13 protein-coding genes are annotated in these 17,444 nt (G+C 61.8%); 9 read left to right on the top strand and 4 right to left on the bottom strand.

Annotated features, from left to right (window positions below):
- Positions 1-5,433: an alpha-2-macroglobulin family protein gene (locus tag NNA36_RS03495; protein WP_255104226.1), complete on the bottom strand. Its 5,433-nt coding sequence runs from the start codon at positions 5,431-5,433 to the stop codon at positions 1-3.
- Between the two features lie 85 nt (positions 5,434-5,518).
- On the opposite strand from NNA36_RS03495, the gene NNA36_RS19965 reads away from it, so the two are divergent.
- Both NNA36_RS19965 and NNA36_RS19960 read left to right on the top strand, forming a co-directional pair.
- Complete coding sequence (locus NNA36_RS19965) at positions 5,519-6,316, top strand: PAS-domain containing protein (protein WP_369681614.1); 798 nt, start codon at positions 5,519-5,521, stop codon at positions 6,314-6,316.
- Between the two features lie 12 nt (positions 6,317-6,328).
- Positions 6,329-7,699 (top strand): response regulator, encoded by a 1,371-nt coding sequence (locus NNA36_RS19960; protein ID WP_369681613.1) that lies wholly within the window; start codon positions 6,329-6,331, stop codon positions 7,697-7,699.
- Here the strand turns inward: NNA36_RS19960 and yaaA are convergent.
- The 3 genes from yaaA to NNA36_RS03475 form a co-directional block, all read right to left on the bottom strand.
- Positions 7,696-8,475: a peroxide stress protein YaaA gene (gene yaaA, locus NNA36_RS03485; protein WP_255104225.1), complete on the bottom strand. Its 780-nt coding sequence runs from the start codon at positions 8,473-8,475 to the stop codon at positions 7,696-7,698. The two genes, NNA36_RS19960 and yaaA, sit on opposite strands and share 4 nt — an antisense overlap.
- A 35-nt stretch (positions 8,476-8,510) precedes the next feature.
- On the bottom strand, positions 8,511-10,547 hold the full coding sequence (recQ, locus tag NNA36_RS03480; protein WP_255104224.1) for a DNA helicase RecQ: 2,037 nt from the start codon (positions 10,545-10,547) through the stop codon (positions 8,511-8,513).
- 118 nt (positions 10,548-10,665) lie between these two features.
- The gene (locus tag NNA36_RS03475; protein WP_255104223.1) at positions 10,666-10,947 is read right to left on the bottom strand and encodes a YggT family protein; all 282 of its coding nucleotides are present in this window, start codon (positions 10,945-10,947) and stop codon (positions 10,666-10,668) included.
- A 126-nt stretch (positions 10,948-11,073) separates the two neighbouring features.
- On the opposite strand from NNA36_RS03475, the gene NNA36_RS03470 reads away from it, so the two are divergent.
- The 7 genes from NNA36_RS03470 (at position 11,074) to NNA36_RS03440 (ending at position 17,426) form a co-directional block, all read left to right on the top strand.
- Entirely contained in the window at positions 11,074-11,610 is a 537-nt protein-coding gene (locus tag NNA36_RS03470) for an acyl-CoA thioesterase (RefSeq protein WP_255104222.1), read from the top strand.
- Between the two features lie 54 nt (positions 11,611-11,664).
- On the top strand, positions 11,665-13,053 hold the full coding sequence (locus NNA36_RS03465) for an MFS transporter (protein ID WP_255104221.1): 1,389 nt from the start codon (positions 11,665-11,667) through the stop codon (positions 13,051-13,053).
- Positions 13,032-13,946 (top strand): penicillin-insensitive murein endopeptidase, encoded by a 915-nt coding sequence (mepA, locus tag NNA36_RS03460; protein ID WP_255104220.1) that lies wholly within the window; start codon positions 13,032-13,034, stop codon positions 13,944-13,946. The genes NNA36_RS03465 and mepA overlap by 22 nt, the downstream gene beginning before the upstream one ends.
- The gene (locus NNA36_RS03455; protein WP_255104219.1) at positions 13,919-14,821 is read left to right on the top strand and encodes an esterase-like activity of phytase family protein; all 903 of its coding nucleotides are present in this window, start codon (positions 13,919-13,921) and stop codon (positions 14,819-14,821) included. The genes mepA and NNA36_RS03455 overlap by 28 nt, the downstream gene beginning before the upstream one ends.
- Before the next feature lie 86 nt (positions 14,822-14,907).
- Positions 14,908-15,543: a queuosine precursor transporter gene (locus NNA36_RS03450; protein WP_255104217.1), complete on the top strand. Its 636-nt coding sequence runs from the start codon at positions 14,908-14,910 to the stop codon at positions 15,541-15,543.
- A 419-nt stretch (positions 15,544-15,962) separates the two neighbouring features.
- Entirely contained in the window at positions 15,963-16,385 is a 423-nt protein-coding gene (gene arfB, locus NNA36_RS03445) for an alternative ribosome rescue aminoacyl-tRNA hydrolase ArfB (RefSeq protein WP_255104215.1), read from the top strand.
- A gap of 60 nt (positions 16,386-16,445) precedes the next feature.
- Complete coding sequence (locus tag NNA36_RS03440; protein ID WP_255104213.1) at positions 16,446-17,426, top strand: GlxA family transcriptional regulator; 981 nt, start codon at positions 16,446-16,448, stop codon at positions 17,424-17,426.
- Positions 17,427-17,444 lie beyond the last annotated feature (18 nt).

The following is a 17,444-nucleotide window of genomic DNA, read 5'->3' as shown; positions in this document are numbered from 1 at the left end:
TCAGTCGGAGATCACGATACGGCCCGCAGCGGTATTGGCGCGGTATTGCGGGCGGTACATGTCTTCGACAGAGGCGGCGGGGTGGTGGAAGCTGCCGGGCGAGATGGCGCGGACAACATAGGCCAGTTCGAAGGCGTTGCGCGAGGTCCAGTCGACCGCGGCAAGGAAGCGATCCGAGCGGAACTCGGCGTTCTGTGCGTTGGCCGGTTTGAGCCAGTCGAGCGATTTGATGTCGCCGCTGCTAAGGAGGTTGGGGTTGTCGATCTCGAACCCGGCAGGCAGGGGATCGTTGATCATCAGCCGTGCGCCGGTGTCGGAGATCGGGGAGATGCGCAGCACGGTGACAAGGCGGTCGCCGGTCTTGATGGTGGCCGGATCAACCTCAAGCCCCTCGGTCGTGTAGTAGCTGCGGTCGATGCTGTAGCCGTAGCCGCCTTTTTCCACCGGGTAGTCTGGCACACCAATCGAGGTGAGCGTGAGGCGGGTGGCGTCCTTGCCATCGTTGCGGATGGCGAGCGGTGCATCGGCGGTGTCATCTGCAAGCGCGCGGATCAGCGGACCGGTTTGCGGGGTGCCGTTGACCGAGAGGGTGTTGCTTGTTTCGTCCGTCAGCAGTGCATGGGCCGCGAGGAGCGACCAGACCGACTCTTGCGTCGAGAGGGAGCGGTCGACGCCGCCAAGACGTGCCGAGAGGCGATTGCGGTCAACCCGCTCAGAACCGGCTTCGACGGCGAGCGTCAGGAGGCCGGCGGTATCGCGCAGGTGGGTGCCATAGTCGGCACGCCAGTAGCTGCGGGGGGCGTCCTGCCACTTGTCTTCCATCTGCGTGTAGGCTTTGGCGAACATGCGGTCGGCGCGGGTTTGATCGCCGTAGAAGGCCAGAGCGGCGCCAAGTTGTGCGGCGGCGAGGGGCGTGGTGAAGGCGTCGGCCTTGACGTCGGCGTAGTAGCGCAGATCGCCCATGTTGGCGGCCCCTTCGCGTGCCAGAACCATCAGCGCATAGGCGACATCGCCGCCGCCCTGATCGAAGTCGGGGGCATAGTTGATGCGGTTGCGCAGGTTGTCGAGGGCGGTGCGGAATGCGGTTTGTGGCACCGCGTAGCCCTTGGCGCGGGCGCGTGAGAGGAAATCACTGACGTAGGCATCAAGCCACATGTCGCCGGTGTCAGGGTACCAGAGGCCAAAGGCCCCGTTCGAAGATTGCCGGGTCAGCACCTTGGCAATCGACTGGTCGATACGCTCCTGGATGCGATCCCGTTCGCCAAGGCCAAGGGCCGAGGTGATGGTGTCGAAATAGAGCAGCGGCAGGGCCTTGGAGGTGATCTGCTCGGTGCAGCCATAGGGGTAGCGGTCGAGCGATTGCAGTAGGCCGGGGGCATCGAAATGCGCGAGGGCCCCTGCCGATAGAACCGCTGCGCCGGTGCCGGGGCGGAAGTTGGCGAAGAGGTTGTCATCCAGCGTGAAGGTCGCGCCAGCCGCCAGAGAGAGGCGCTGTGTGACGCTGATTTCGGGGTCGTTGGCGCGGACGGGGAGTGTGAGGGATTTGACCAGCTGCATGCCGTCGGGCGTGGTGAGTGCGATGCGCAGGCTGTGATCGCCGATGGTGCTTGCGGTCAACGGGATGGTGAGGCGGGTGGTGTCGCCGTCGTCCAGCGTCAGGCCGGAGGGAATTTGGCCGGCGAGGGTGATGCCGCCGCTGCTGACGTCGAGGCCCATGCGGCCAGAGGGGCCTTCGAGGTGGGCAATTTCAAGGAGCAGGCGGGTTTCATCGCCGGGTGCAATGAAACGCGGCAGTGTGGCGGTGACAACCACGGGATCGCGGACCAGCACGTCGGCCTCGGCCTGTCCGACGCCGGTGTCGCTCCAGGCGACGGCCATCAGGCGGACGGTGCCGTTGAATTCGGGAATGTCGAAGGTCACGCTGGCCTTGCCATCGGGGCCGATGGTGACCGGGCCCTGGAAGTAGGCGACCAGTTCCTCGGTCGGGGGCGGGGATTCGAACGAGCTGCTGCTGCCGGCATCACCGCCAGAGCGCAGGGCGCCCATGTTGCCGTTCATACCGTCGATCAGGCGACCGTAGAGATCGCGGATGTCCATGCCGAGGCGGCGTTGGCCGAAATAGTGTTCGGAAGGATCGGGCGACTGGAAGCCGGTGATGTTGAGGATGCCGACATCGACCGCCGCGAGTGTGACGTGGGCGGTGTCGCCCTGGGTGACGCCGTCAACGGTGATCCCAACGGTCAGCGGGCCGCGCGGGGCGATCTGGTCTGGCGTGTCGAGCGAGACAGAAAGCTGTTTTGCGCCGGGATCAATCCTGGCGTAGCTGAGGCCAAGGGCGCGGGCCGGGTTCATGCCGGCGGGCGCGTCTGCGGGCCGGATGACCGAAGCGGTAACATAGGCACCCGCCCCCCATTCATCGGTGACGTCCAGCGGGATCAGGTTTTCACCTTCGCTGACCTCAACCGCTTTCATGGCGATCAGGCGGTTAGACATCACCGAGATGAGAGCGGTTCCGGCATAACGCGGCACAAGGCGCAGGGTGGCGGTATCGCCGCTGTGGTAGCCGGGTTTGTCGAGAGACACTTCGAGGGTATCCGGGGTCTGGGTTGCATCGGCAGGAGCGTACCAACCGGCGTAGAAATCGGTGGCGCTGGCGACATAGTCGCCGTCGAGGCGTTCGACGACCAGTTCATAGCGTCCCCAGTCAACATTGGCACTGATCTCGGTGGGGGTGCCGTCAATCATGGTGTCGCCACTGGCCACGGTGGTGCGGCGGGTGATCGGCTCCCAGGCCCAGTTGCCGTACTGGTTGTACCATTGATAGTGGGTGCGGATGCGGTTGAGGCTCCAGCGCACTTTCATGGGCGCGCCATCAAGGGTGGGGGACAGGCCAACCAGATGGAAGGCGGCTTGGGTGCCTTCGCGGACCACGTCTTCGCCGAACAACGGGCGGATGCCGATCATCGGGCCAAGCGCCGTCGCGGGGTGCGAGACGCGGCGTTCAACCGGGCGGCCGGACCCTTCGTAGACGCGAGTGGTGATATCCGCCTGGAAGGGGCGGCCGCGTTGATTGGTGTCGGGCACGGGAAGGAAGATATCGGTCAGACCATTCGCATCCGTATTGGTGGCCGAGAAATACTCGGTACGCGGGTTGAACCGTTCGTCGTAGCGACCGAAGCGGTAGGCCTCGTATCCCTTGACGGTTTCACGCGCCCGCAGGGTGACCTGACCCTCGACGCGGAACCCTGCGCCGGGGGCACCAAAGAGATAGCGGGCTTCCAGCGGCAGGACAGGTTCGCCCGATTGCAGATCAAACGGGGCGTCGGGCAGGGTGACGTCAAAGTCGATCCGTTCCGGCAGGAAATCTTCGACAAGGAGTTTCTGCGTGGCCAGCGGGGCGGCTTCGGTATCGGCCTTGATCGCCAGTTTCCAAGTGCCGCGTGGAACCGTACTGCCGAGAGGCAGGGCAAAGACGTGGCCCCCTGTGGCAGCGGCATTGGACAGGAGGCGTTTGTATTCCACGCCGTCGGGGCGGGTCAGGATTGCGGTGACCGGCAGGTCCGGCAAGGCCTGGGCAACGTCGCCGCGCACAAGCGCCGTGGCGTGGATGGTTTCACCCGCGCGATAGGCACCGCGATCGGTGGTCAGGAAGACATCGACGGGTGGTGCGGGCGGGCGACCTTCGACGCCGCGATCCGAGAGATCGAAGGCGGGATCGGTGAGGGACAGGAACGAGAAGTCATCCCCCTTTTGCAACAGAACCATTGCCGGGGCGGCGGCGTTGGAGCCGCGGGTCAGACCGGCATCGAAGCGCGCATATCCGCGTGTGTCGGTGGTGGAGGTGCCGAGCACACGGTTGGCACGCGACAGGAGGGTGATTTTGGTATCCGGTAGGGCAGAAGTGTCTGCGAGGCTGCGGACAAAGACGTGCAGGCCATCGGCCCCCGAAAAGGTGGTGGCGCCAAGATCGGACAGGACGAACCACTGTGTTGCGCCGGTTTCGTCGTATTTGTCGGCCCCCGGCAGATCGGCCGTGAGCGCATAGACCCCTGCGGGCAGGCCGGAGATGATGTCGCCCATCGGCAGGCGGGTGGTCATGTCGGCGTTCAGCGTGTTCTGAACCTCGCCTTCGCCGCGCCAGACGGATTCGGCCACTTCATTGGAGAAGCTTTCAAGCTGCCAGTAGGAGAGCGGCTGGCCGAAGTAGTTGTCCTGAATCGCGCGCAGGAGATTACGGTCACTGACCCGTTGCAGGTGCAGTTCGACAGTGTCGAGGTTGACGGTTTCAATGGGCAGGCCGGCATCGGCGGTGCGGGGCAGGACATAGGCGCGACCGGGGAAATTCACCGAGGCGGCGCGGTCGCGGACATAGAAGGTGAGGTCGGTGTCGCGGGCAAGGGTTTCGCCACTCGCGGCGGGCAGGCCTTTGCGGAAGGTCAGGGTATAGCGGTTGCCGTGTTCGACACCATCGATACAGATGCGGCGCTCTTCGGCTTCAACAGCCAGACGCTGATCGGGTAGGCGCAGGTAGGTTGTGTAATCCACGCCAGCCTTGACCAGCGGTTCGTTGAAGTCGGCGCAGATACGGGGCTGGGCGAGATTGTTCTCGACCGTGTGTTCATTGATGCGGAAGCCGTATTTCGCCACGACATCATCAAGTGCGGCGATCACGTCGTCGCGGGGCTGAATGGACTCGGCCAGACGCAGCGCAGACAGGGCGCGGCGGCCTTGCCCGTCTTCGACGAACAGGTCGGACATCAGCATCAGCGCGGACACTCGGGCAGGATCAGTCGGTGCGCGCAGATAGGCATTGATGCTGGCCTGAAAGGCGCGGCGGGTATGCAGGGATTTGTTTTCCCCGGTTGTCTTGAGTTCCTGATTCAGGCGCGCGTATTCCAGCCAGAGGTCGCTGACATCGGATTTTCCGACGGCGGCACCGGTCCAGCGCATGGCATTCAGCACATCACCACCGGCGCGGCGGTCCTGTGCGGTTTGCACCATGTCGAGAACGCTCCAAGGGCCACCGCCGTGCGTGCGCCCGATCGTCTGTGCCTGTTTCAGGGCGTTGGCAAAGTCATTCGGGCGGAGAAAAGTCAGGTCGGCAGCACGGGATTGCGCGAGGGTCATCGTGGCGGCAGGGGTTTCGAAGACTTCGGCGGAATAGGCGCCCTCATAGGGTTGGCGATCGCTGATCTCGGTTTTGGGGAAACAGGCGTTGGCGCGGGAGTTGAAGGTGAAGGCCTTGCACTGGGTGTTGTCGGTACAGGCCTTGATGCAGGCGTCCAGGGTGGTGTCGAAAATCTGGGTCAGATCGGCGCCGTAGAAATCCACGTCAAAGCTCAGCACGGCACGTCGTTCGGGGACAACCTGTTCCTGTGCAATCGAAGAATGGGCAATGAATAGGCCCGCCACGGCCATGAACAACCAACGCATTTGTCTCTCCCTAAAAATATACCGTCATGGTGCCATGTGGCGGGTCGCGCTGGCAACGGATTCGAAAAATTGTTGGTTTAAGCGGATGTTCACGCGCCTTGCGGATGATCAGCGCAACACCAAGAGAATATGGCTCCTGTTCATGACCCTGACCCGCCAACTTGCCGAGGAACGGCGTGCCCGGCTTGCTGCTGAGCGTCTGCTTGAATTGAAGCAGGCCGAGTTGTTCAAGGCAAACCGCAAGCTGGGGCGGCACGCGCGGCAATTGTCAGATGAGATCGTGGAGACGCGGGCCGAAGTTGAGACGGTGCGCGGCGAAAACCAGCGTGTGAAGACTGACCTGGAGGTCGCCAATCAAAAGGTTGAGGTTGCCGAGCGGCGGTTGTGGCAATCCATCGAAACCATCCGTGACGGTTTTGCCTTTTTTGACAAGGAAGGGCGCATGATCGGGGCCAACCGCGCCTATCTCGCTGCCTTTGATGGGCTGGACGAAGTCGCCGTGGGTATTCCCTATGCGCGGATTCTGGAGCTTGTGACCGACGAGGGAATTTTCGATCTGGATGGCGAGACCCCCAAGGGCTGGCGCAAAAAGATGATGGCGCGTTGGGGCCATCCCAAGCCCGACCCCATCGTCGTTAGGATGTGGAACGGCCAGTATCTCAAGCTGATTGATCAACGGGGATACGGTGGTGACATGGTCAGTCTTGCGCTCGATATCACCGAGACCGTGCGCCACGAAGAAGAGTTGCGCCTGGAGCGGGAAAAGGCGGAAGCTGCCACCCGCGCCAAATCAGCGTTTCTGGCAAACATGAGCCATGAAATTCGCACGCCCATGAATGGTGTGGTCGGGATGGCTGATCTTCTGCTGGGAACCGATCTTTAGGACGAACAGCGGTTGTTCGTCTCAACCATCAAGAACTCGGGTGAAGCACTCTTGGCGATCATCAATGACGTGCTGGATTATTCGAAAATCGAGGCGGACAAGCTTGTTCTGCATCCGGATGTTTTTGATCTCGAACGCTGTATTCACGAGGTGCTGACGCTGCTGCAACCCACAGCGCGCGAGAAGGGGATCGCTTTGATTGTCGACTATGATCTGTTCATGCCGACGATGTTCATCGGAGATGTCGGGCGCATGCGACAGGTGCTTACCAACCTTGTCGGCAACGCCGTGAAGTTCACCGAGGAAGGCCATGTTCTTGTGCGGGTCGTGGGGCGCAGCGTTGAGGAAACTGGGGCGTGCGATCTTCATGTGACGGTCGAGGACACGGGGATCGGCATCGCGCCCGACAAGACGCAGCACATCTTTGGCGAGTTCAACCAAGTTGAAGACGAGCGCAATCGCGCGTTCGAGGGGACGGGGCTTGGGCTTGCGATCACGCGCCAGCTCATCGGGTTGATGAACGGCGACATTTGGGTGGATTCCGCTCCGGGTGAGGGGGCAAGTTTCGGGTTCAGGGTTTGTCTGGACGTCGATGAGGATATGAGCCTTGCACCGCCGTGTTTGCCAGACAGCGTGCAGCACGTGTTGATTGTGGATGACCATGCTGTGAACCGGGCGCTGTTGCAAAAGCAGATGGAACAGATGGGCGCGCGCGTGACCCTGTGCATGTCGGCCCACGAGGCATTGGGCACGTTGCAGGGTGTCGATCTGGTGTTGTGCGACCATCATCTGGCGGCGCCGGATGGCGGCACGTTTGAACAGCAGGCGCGGGCGGCGGGACATGCGGTGCCTGTAGTGAAGCTGAGTTCGGTGCAGGCCGGAAGGGGTGCCGAAGATGCCCAGCAAGTCGTGCGCAAACCGATTTCGCGGCGCGACCTGTTTCACAAGATCGCCGAGGCCGTGAACCGGGAAGGACAGGCTGGGCCAAGGCAGTTGCGGGTTCTGGCGGCCGAGGACAACAAGACCAACCAGTTGATCCTGTCGAAGATGCTCAAGACTGCTGATCTGGAGCTGCGCTTTGCGAGCAATGGCCACGAGGCGGTGCAGGCGTTCGAAGTGTTCAGGCCCGATCTCGTGCTGATGGATATCTCGATGCCGCACATGGACGGCAAGGAGGCAACGGCGGTGATCCGGGGCTTGCCCGGAGGTGCCGAGGTGCCGATTATTGCCCTGACCGCGCATGCGGTGGGTGGAGACCGAGAGAACATTCTGGCGGCCGGGCTGGATGACTACCTGTCAAAACCCTTGCGCAAAGCGGGTCTTGTCGACGTTCTGAAGCTGTATCTTCCGGATGGTGTGCGAAGCCCGTTCGCAGAGAACTAGGCCGTCTCGGCCACGGTATCGCGTAGGAAAACCCAGCGGTCGCCTTCGGACATGTCGGGTTGATAGGCATAGCCGCCGAGGTCGAACTCCTTGATGCCCTCTGCATCCGTCAGGCGGCGCTGGATGATGTAGCGGGCCATGGAACCGCGCGCCTTCTTGGCGAAGAAGCTGACGATTTTCGGGGTGTCGCCCTTCATTTCCATGAAGACAGGCGTGATCACCCGTAGCTTGAGCGCCTTGGGATCAACCGCGCCGAAGTATTCCTGGCTGGCGCAATTCACCAGCGTATCGGTGCCCATGGCTTCGGCCTGTGCGTTCAGGGATTTCGAGAGGCTATCACGCCAGAAATCATAGAGGTTCTTGCCGCGCCGTGTTTTCAGGCGGCTGCCCATTTCGAGGCGATAGGGCTGGATCGCATCCATCGGGCGCAGGACGCCATAGAGGCCAGAGAGAATGCGCAGGTGATCCTGTGCCCAGTCCATCTCGTCGGCGTCCAGCGAGGCGGCCTCGAGACCGATGTAGGTATCACCGGCAAAAGCGTGTACCGCAGGGCGGGTGGCGAAGGTGTCGGGCTCGACCTCGTAGGCCTTGAAACGGTCGCGGTTCAGCTTGGCCAGATCGGGGCTGAGGGACATGAGTTTTTGCAGGTCACCCAGTGTCAGGTTGCGCGCGGTTTTCACCAGTTTCAGGGCCTCGTCCGAGAAATCCGGCGTGGTGGTCTGACCCTCCACTGGATCCCAGTTCAGACGTTTGGCAGGGGAAACGACGATCAGCATGTCAAAGGCTCCTAGGTTCGCGCGTGACGAGAGATTTAGCTTGCCTCACGCAGCACGTCCAGAAAGGCGGCGCCGAAACGCTCGGCGCGCTTGTCGCCCAGCATCCGGTTGAGGGTGTTTTCATCGGTCGGGCGGGTGCTGGCGACCTTGGCCAGCAGGGAGGCAGAGCAGCTAAGCGGTTTGTCGATCCCGTCGGACCCGCGTGCGAGATCGGCCTGCACTTCGAGCAACCGGTCATAGAGCGTGCCCGCTTCGCGACCGGCGAGCTTGCGGCGGCTGGGATGCAGGGCCTCGGCCTCGCCATTGATCACTTCGAGAAAGGCATCCCCGTAAGAGGCCAGTTTCTTGGCACCGACGCCGCCGATCCGCGAGAGATCATCGAGGGAATTGGGGCGTTTTTCGGCCATCTCGATCAGGGTGCGGTCGTTGAAGATGATGTAGGCGGGCACCTTGGCCGCTTCGGCGAGGGCACGGCGTTTGGCTTTGAGTGCAGAGAGGAGGGGCGCGTCTTCCTCGTTCACCAGCGCCTTGGCGGCGGGGCGCGAGGTGGCCTTGCGGATCGTATCCTTGCGCAACTCGATGCTGGCCTCGCCCTTGAGGATCGGCAGGGCGGCATCGGTCATGCGCAGGCCGCCATGACGCTCCGGATCGGGGCGCATGAGGTCGTGGCCCATCATCTGGCGGAACACGGCCTGCCACTGGCGTTTGTCGTATTCCGTGCCCACGCCGAAGGTGGGCAGACCATCATGACCGCGTTCGCGCACTCGGTCGGTTTCATTGCCCAGCAGGATGTCGATCAGATAGCCGGTGCCATAGCGTTCACCGGTCCGCAGCGCCGCCGAGAGCGCCTTGCGCACGGCGGTGGTGGCGTCGAAGGTTTCGGCGGGCGTGTCGCAGAGATCGCAGTTGTCACAGGTGACTTCGGTCTCGCCAAAATACCCGAGAAGGGTGGAGCGGCGGCATTTCAGGGCCTCGGCCAGACCCAGCAGGGCGTTGAGGCGGGCATGGTCGGCAAAGCGGCGTTCGGGAGGGGCGAGGCCCTCGTCAATCTGGCTGCGGCGCAGGCGGATGTCATCGGGGCCGAACAGCGTAAGGGTTTCGGCCGGCGCGCCATCACGTCCCGCGCGGCCGATTTCCTGATAATAGGCCTCGATCGACTTGGGCAGGTCGGCATGGGCGACCCAGCGGATATCGGGTTTGTCGATCCCCATCCCGAAAGCAACAGTGGCGACCACGATCAACCCGTCTTCGCGCTGGAACCGCATTTCGGTGTCGCGGCGTTCTTCGGGGTCCATGCCGCCGTGGTAGTGCAGGGCAAGGTGTCCGGCCTCGCGCAGCGCCTTGGCAAGGGTTTCGGTCTTGGCGCGGGTGCCGCAGTAGACGATGCCGGACTGACCCATGCGGGCGGCGGCGAAGTTCATGATCTGGGCGCGGGGATTGTCCTTGGCGGCAAAGGCAAGATGTATGTTCGGACGGTCAAAGCCATGCAGGAAGGTATTGGGCGTGGTGCCGTCAAAGAGACGGGTGATGATTTCTTCGCGGGTTTCGGCGTCGGCGGTGGCGGTGAAGGCCGCCAGGGGCACATCAAGCGCGCGGCGCAATTCGCCTATGCGAAGATAGTCGGGGCGGAAGTCGTGGCCCCATTGGCTGACGCAGTGAGCCTCGTCGACGGCAATCAGCGACACGCCAATGCGGCGCAGCATGTTCATCGCGGCCCCCGAGGCAAGGCGTTCGGGGGCGATGTAAAGCAGTTTGAGGCGGCCCGTGTCGATCGCCTCCCAGACGGCGGCGGTTTCCTCCTCGGTATTGCCCGAGGTCAGCGCGCCGGCCTCGACCCCGGCTTCGCGCAGGGCGCGGACCTGATCGCGCATCAGGGCAATGAGGGGGGAAATGACCACTGTGATGCCGTCGCGCACAAGGGCGGGGAGCTGATAGCAAAGCGATTTGCCGCCCCCGGTTGGCATGATGGCAAGCACGTTTTCGCCGCGCACAACGGCATCGACGATGTCCTCCTGCCCCGGACGGAAGGCGTCGAATCCGAAAACATCCCGCAAGAACGTGGCGGCGGCCATGAGAACCCTGTTGATTTGCTGTTACTGCTCGCGTGCCAGTGTTTCACAAGCAGACTCGCACCTCAAGCTAGGGCTGAGGAGATAATGGTCGGTAAACGTGGTTTTGAAGGGCCGGTCTCTAGAACAAGAGCGCGGGCAGGATGTAGTCGCGCAGAGAGATAATGATGATGAAGGCCACCAGCGGTGCGAGATCGAGCGGACGGGTGTCCGGCAGGAAATTGCGGATCGGCGTGTAGATCGGCTCAAGCAGACGGTTCAGGCCATACCAGATCTGGGCCACGAACTGCTGACCGAGGTTCAGGACCTGAAAGCTGATCAGCCAGCTCATGATGATGTGGATCAGCATGATGAAGAATGCCACATCCAGAATGAGCCGCAGCGGTCCGTAGATTGCCATCATGATCAGGGGTCTCCGTCTTTTCCTGCTTCACAGTTAAGCGCGGGCGGCGCAAAGGGCAAGAGTGGCGCGTGGTCATGGTTGACCTTTGCGGAAGCGGGGCACAGAAGGCAGGCAAAGGAGACGCCGATGTACCCCGTCATTCGCATGATCAAGGAACTGGTCAAACATCGCAACGCCGCGCCGTTGCCGATCACGGGCACACATGTGTCACAGCATGTGTGCTGGCCGCATGACATTGATCTGTGGATGGAGTTGAACAACGGTCGCACGCTGACGCTGTATGACATGGGGCGCATCCCGCTGGCGCATCGGATCGGGCTGATCTCGGTTCTGCGGCGCAAGAAGTGGAGCCTGACGATGGCAGGCGTGTCGGTGCGGTATCGCCGCCGTATCCGTACCTTCGAGCGGTTCGAGATGCGCAGCAGGGCGGTGTTCTGGGATGACAAGTTTGTCTATCTTGAGCAATCCATGTGGAAGCAGGACGGCGAATGCGCCAACCATGCGCTGTATCGTTCGGCGGTTACGGATTCGAAGGGGATCGTCGCTCCGGCGCGTGTGCTGGATGCGATGGGTTTCGATGCGGCGCCACCAGAGGCACCGGAGTGGGTGCAGAAGTGGATTGACGCTGACGCCGTGCGGCCGTGGCCCCCGATGCAGGATTAACTTGCGTCATACCGCTTGCCCTGTTTTTAGTGAAACAAAGGCATGGGGGCAGGCATGGCAGATATTTCAGCACGCAAACGCATTTGGGGGTGGTGGTTCTTTGATTGGGCCAGCCAGCCATACAACACGCTTCTTCTGACGTTCATCTTTGGCCCCTACTTTGCGAAAGTGGTGACCGAACTCCTGACCGAAAGCGGGATGAGTGCGGGCGAGGCCAAGGCGCAGGCCCAGGCGTTTTGGGGCTACGGGCTGACGGTGTCGGGGATCTGCATTGCCCTCTTGGCACCGATCCTTGGCGCGGTGGCGGATAGCACTGGCAAACGGATGCCGTGGATCTGGGTGTTCTCGGTCATGTACGTGGTGGGCTCGTTTGCCCTTTGGTACACCGCGCCGGCGCAGTTCGACGTGACCCTTACGCTGATCTTCTTCGGGATTGGCCTGATCGGTATGGAGTTTGCCACGATCTTTACCAATGCGCTGCTGCCGTCGCTTGGCAGCAAGGAAGAGCTTGGGAAAATCTCCGGTTCGGGCTGGGCCTTTGGCTATATCGGCGGGGTGCTGGCGCTGGCGATCATGCTGCTTTTGTTTCAGGCGGGTGGCAGTGGCAAGACGATGGCCGGTATTGCTCCTCTGTTCGGCCTGGACCCGGCGACGGGGGCAGATACCCGGATCGTGGGGCCGTTGACGGCGGTTTGGTATGTTTTGGCGATGATCCCGTTTTTCCTGTGGGTGCGTGAAATGCCGGATCCGAACCATGAGCCCTACAAGGTGGGCAAGGCGCTGCGGGATCTTGGAAAGACGATCAAGGGACTGCCCAAGCATGTCAGTCTTCTCAGCTATCTGACGTCCTCGATGTTCTACCGCGACGCCCTGAACGGGATGTACACCTTTGGTGGCATCTATGCGTTCGGGGTGCTGGAGTGGAACATCATGATGGTGGGCATCTTCGGCATCGTTGCGGCGCTGACCGGGGCGCTGTTTGCCTGGATTGGGGGCAAGGCGGATACGGCGTTCGGGCCGAAACCGGTGATCGTGGTCTGTATTCTCGTGTTGCTGGGGACAGCGGTCTTTGTCGTGGGCCTGTCGCGCGATGCGGTGTTTGGTGTGCCGGTGGCAGAAGGGTCGAGCCTGCCGGATATCCTGTTCTTCGTGGCCGGTGGTCTGATCGGGGCCGCGGGTGGGGCGCTGCAATCGGCGAGCCGCACGATGGTGGTGCGCCAGTCGAACCCGTCGCGGATGACCGAGGCCTTTGGGCTTTATGCGTTGTCGGGGAAGGCGACGACCTTTCTGGCGCCGATGCTGATTGCCGTGGTGTCGGATCTGAGCGGAAACCAGCGCCTTGGCATCACGCCGATCGCCGGTCTCTTCCTTATCGGGTTGATCCTGCTAATCTGGGTGAAACCGCAAGGAGATCACAGCAAATGGTCCGAGCAGTCCTCGTAATTCCCCTTGTTCTGTTGGGGCTGGCGTCCTGTCGGGCCGAGCCACCGCAGGCCACGGTCTCGACGCAGACAGAGGTTCCGGTGTCGATGCAGGGCGTGGAGGCGCGGCAGTTGTTCGGGGCCCATGCCAACGGATCGCGGCAGGATCCGGTGCCGTTCGGGGGTTATGGAAAGGGCTGTCTTGCTGGTGGTGTCGAGCTTGAGGAAACCGGGCCGACCTGGCAGGCGATGCGCCTGTCGCGCAACCGAAACTGGGGCCACCCCGATGTGATTTCCTTTATCAAGGACCTGTCGGTGAAGGCGGCGGCGCAGCCCGGCTGGGAAGGGCTTTATGTCGGTGACATCAGCCAGCCGCGCGGCGGGCCGATGCTGTCGGGGCATCGCAGTCACCAGATCGGGCTCGACGTGGATGTCTGGATGTTGCCGCCCAAGCGGCTGAACCTGAGTGTGCAGGAGCGCGAGAACCTGTCGTCGATCTCGACCCGTCGGGCCAAGGGGGCCTATGTGAACGAGAACTGGACACCTGGGCACTATGAGGTGCTGAAGGCGGCCGCGAAAGACCCGCGGGTGGCGCGGATTTTCGTGTTTCCCGGTGCCAAGGTCGAGATGTGCAATGCCGCCAAGGGCGACCGCAGCTGGCTCAGGAAAATCCGTCCCTGGTGGGGGCATCACTATCATTTCCACGTGCGCCTGAACTGTCCCAAGGGGGCGTGGGCCTGTGTTGATCAGGATGCGCCGCCGCCCGGAGATGGGTGCAAGGATGCCGAAGACTGGGTGCAGGACATCCTGTATCCGCCGCCGCCTGATCCGAATGCACCCAAGCCCAAACCCTATCGTCAACCCGTCATGGCCGATCTGCCCCGTCAATGCGTAAACGTCTTGCAGTCGCAGTAACCGCGGCCTGTCTCATTGCTTTTGCCGGTTGGAAAGCCGGGAGTGCGGACGCCGTGGGGCGGGCGCAGTTGAAGACGGTATTGCCGTGGCAGGTGGCCGAAGGATGGTTTGGTGGTTTCTCGGCGATCGAGGTGGCTGCGGACGGGCGGGCGTTTACGGCGCTGTCGGATCGGGGGCATTTCGTTCAGGGCCTGCTGGTGCGGGAGGGCGGTGATATCGTCGGGGTTTTGCAGGGCGAGGATGAGGCGCTTCTGGATGCCAAGGGCAAGGTGCCGCGCAGTTACCGGCGGGATTCAGAAGGGCTTGCGCAGTTGGGTGATGGGCCGATTTACGTGTCTTTTGAAGGGGTTCACCGGATTGACGCCTACCGCGAGCTGAACCAAGCCGCCCTACCCATCGCGCGGTTCCCCAAGCACGAGGGCCTGCATGGCAACGGATCGCTTGAGGCCCTGGCGGTGGATCGTCGGGGGCGGCTGTTCGCGATCACGGAGGATGCGTTAGGGGCCGAGGGAGAGGCGACGGTTTTTGTTTTTTCCAACGGCAACTGGAGCACGCCTTACCGGATTTCACGTTCGGACGGGTTTCATCCGGTGGGGGCAGACTTTGGGCCGGATGGCCGGTTCTATCTGCTGGAGCGGGGGTTCAATGGCTTCGGGTTCCGGTCGCGGGTGCGGCGGTTTGATCTGACGGCGGCGGGGCTGGTGAACGAGGCCGAACTGTTTCGCACGCGCACGGGCACGCACGACAACCTCGAAGGGTTGTCGGTCTGGCAGGACAGTGCGGGCAACATGCGGCTCACGATGATCTCGGATGACAACTTCCGGTTCTTCCAGCGCACCGAGATCGTGGAATACGTGGTGCCACAAACCCCTTGATTTGTTGAACGCGGGCCGTTAGAGACCGCCCGTTCCGCAATGGTGCGGGACCGAGTTGCCGTCACCTTGCAAAAACGGAAAGTTACATGAAAACGATCCACCTTCCTGGCATTCTTGCCATGGCCACCATCGTGGTGGCGTCTAACATCCTTGTTCAGTTTCTCTATGGCCAGTGGCTGACCTGGGGTGCCTTCACCTATCCTCTCGCCTTTCTCGTGACCGATGTCATGAACCGCGTCTATGGCGTGGCCGCTGCGCGCCGCGTGGTTGTTGCCGGTTTCGTCGTCGGCGTGATCTGTTCCGTTATCGGCACCCAGATCATGCTTCAGGGCGACGGGTTTACTTATCCCGCCGTGACCCTGCGCATTGCATTGGGCTCCGGGCTCGCGTTTTTGACCGCTCAGCTTACCGACGTGGCGATTTTCAACCGCCTGCGTGAAGGCTCATGGTGGCGTGCGCCGCTGGCGTCGACCCTGGTCGGCTCGTCGCTTGATACCGCGATCTTCTTTACGATTGCCTTTTCGGGCGCGCTGACCTTCCTGGAGCCTGCAAACGACGTGAGCTGGGCCGGTGACATGCTGCCGCTTCTGGGTGCAGGTCCGGTGGTTCCGTTGTGGGTGAGCCTTGGCTTTGCCGACTGGCTGGTCAAATTGAGCCTTGCGCTGCTCGCTCTTGTGCCATTCCGCATCATCGTGGGGTATTTAATACCTCGCACCACATGATTTTGTTTGACTTATCCACAGGCTGTGGCAACCTGATCATGCGAAACAGCTTGAAAGGAGGTGCCCATTGTCTAGAGAAGTCATGGAGATTGGTGTTGGAACAGTGTGGAGGAAATGCGGCTGAGGCAGCCCTTGGCTGACATGAAATCCAGATTGGTGCGAACCTAACCTACGCACCTCCTTACATCTCGAAGGGCTGTTTCCGCTGCGGAGACAGCCCTTTTCGTTTGCCGTCTGACATGGACTTGGCAAACATGGTTAATGCCCAGAAAAGCGGCAATTTTGTACGTCGGTGCCACGTCGGTATCATGTCGGTATTGCGACGGTGCGATTTTGATGAAATTCCGGCGTTAACGCACCGTGCGACGGTTAAGTCGCCGCGCTTTGGAACATGGAAACGGCAAGGGCCGGAACAGGGTATGCTGAGGATCGACGACACCATAAGCCTTGAGGACTGGGAGATCACGGAACAGTTCGTGCGCGCCTCGGGGCCGGGGGGGCAGAACGTCAACAAGGTGGCAACCGCGGTCGAGTTGCGCTTTGAGGCGGCGCGGTCGCCTTCGCTGCCCGGACCGGTGAAGGCGCGGCTCAAGCGGCTGGCGGGGCGGCGGTGGACCAAGGAAGGCGCCATCGTGATCCAGTGCGACGAGACCCGCAGCCAATCGCGCAACCGCGAGATTGCGCGGGAACGTCTTGCCGAACTTGTGCGCAAGGCAACCGTGGTGCCCAAGCGCCGGATCAAGACCAAGCCGACCTATGGCTCGCAACAGCGACGATTGAAGGCCAAGAAGGAACGCGGCGAGGTCAAATCCCTGCGGGGACGTGTGCGTGGTGACGAGTAAACGTCTTGCCCCTACGGCAAGAAACGGGAAACATATCAGACAAACGATAATGGTTGGCTTATGGACGACTTAGCTTCCGCACATCGCGGTGCCACGAAACGCTTCATCTTTCTGCTTCTGCCGAATTATTCGGCCATGACCTTTGCCATGGCGATGGAGACGTTGAAGACAGCCAACCGTATGGCGATGGGAACGCCGTTTTCATGCGTTGTGTGTTCCGAGGGCGGTGTGCCTGTCACGGATTCACTTGGGGCGGAATATCCCATCGATCACGGGCTTGAGGATGTAAGCCGCGACGACATCATCGTGATCTGCTCGGGTGCGGATGTGCGCAAGAACTGTACGCCGGCGGTACTCCAGTGGTTGCGCAAATGCGCGCGGCAGGGCTGTGAGATCGCGGGGCTTTATACTGGGGCCTGGGTGATGGCCGAAGCGGGGTTGATCGGCGAAGAGGCGATCACCATCCACTGGGAAAACCGCAACAGCTTTGCCGAGAAGTTCCCCGACGTGGAGCTTTCGGACTATACCTATACGGTGCGCAACAAGCGATATTCGACGGCGGGTGGCACGGCGGTGATCGACTTGTTGCTGACCCTGATCTCGGAAGCGGAAAGCCCCGAGCTGGCAAACCTCGTGGCGGACCAGCTGATGTACACCAACATCCGCGTGTTGCAGCATTCGGCGCGGGTTCAGGTGGCGGAACGGATCGGGATGCGGCATCCCAAGCTATCCGAGATCCTTGCCCTGATGGAAACCAACCTGGAAGAGCCGCTTCGGCCGGGGGATCTTGCCAAGACGGTGAATATCTCGACCCGACAGTTGGAGCGGTTGTTTCGTCGGTATCTGAGTGCGACGCCGAAGAAGTATTACATGGACATGCGGTTGCAGCGGGCGCAGCATCTGTTGCTGCAGACCTCGATGTCGGTGACCGAAGTTTCCGTGGCCTGTGGCTTCAACTCGTCCTCGCATTTCTCGCGGCTGTTCCGGGCGCGTTACGGCATGTCGCCACATCGTCTGCGGGGGGAGCCGGAGAAAGGCTAACTTGGGGTTGTATCCCAA

Origin of the sequence: Shimia sp. CNT1-13L.2 (assembly GCF_024331145.1) — a bacterium.
Classification (GTDB): domain Bacteria; phylum Pseudomonadota; class Alphaproteobacteria; order Rhodobacterales; family Rhodobacteraceae; genus Shimia.
This window is presented reverse-complemented; position numbering and strand designations above follow the sequence as displayed.

What these genes read in the sequence shown, in the direction of transcription:
- NNA36_RS03495 (WP_255104226.1), bottom strand. Translation starts at nt 5,433, where the DNA reads ATGCGTTGGTTGTTCATGGCCGTGGCGGGCCTATTCATTGCCCATTCT.
- NNA36_RS19965 (WP_369681614.1), top strand. Translation starts at nt 5,519, where the DNA reads ATGTTCACGCGCCTTGCGGATGATCAGCGCAACACCAAGAGAATATGG.
- yaaA (WP_255104225.1), bottom strand. Translation starts at nt 8,475, where the DNA reads ATGCTGATCGTCGTTTCCCCTGCCAAACGTCTGAACTGGGATCCAGTG.
- recQ (WP_255104224.1), bottom strand. Translation starts at nt 10,547, where the DNA reads ATGGCCGCCGCCACGTTCTTGCGGGATGTTTTCGGATTCGACGCCTTC.
- NNA36_RS03475 (WP_255104223.1), bottom strand. Translation starts at nt 10,947, where the DNA reads ATGATGGCAATCTACGGACCGCTGCGGCTCATTCTGGATGTGGCATTC.
- NNA36_RS03470 (WP_255104222.1), top strand. Translation starts at nt 11,074, where the DNA reads ATGTACCCCGTCATTCGCATGATCAAGGAACTGGTCAAACATCGCAAC.
- NNA36_RS03465 (WP_255104221.1), top strand. Translation starts at nt 11,665, where the DNA reads ATGGCAGATATTTCAGCACGCAAACGCATTTGGGGGTGGTGGTTCTTT.
- mepA (WP_255104220.1), top strand. Translation starts at nt 13,032, where the DNA reads ATGGTCCGAGCAGTCCTCGTAATTCCCCTTGTTCTGTTGGGGCTGGCG.
- NNA36_RS03455 (WP_255104219.1), top strand. Translation starts at nt 13,919, where the DNA reads ATGCGTAAACGTCTTGCAGTCGCAGTAACCGCGGCCTGTCTCATTGCT.
- NNA36_RS03450 (WP_255104217.1), top strand. Translation starts at nt 14,908, where the DNA reads ATGAAAACGATCCACCTTCCTGGCATTCTTGCCATGGCCACCATCGTG.
- arfB (WP_255104215.1), top strand. Translation starts at nt 15,963, where the DNA reads ATGCTGAGGATCGACGACACCATAAGCCTTGAGGACTGGGAGATCACG.
- NNA36_RS03440 (WP_255104213.1), top strand. Translation starts at nt 16,446, where the DNA reads ATGGACGACTTAGCTTCCGCACATCGCGGTGCCACGAAACGCTTCATC.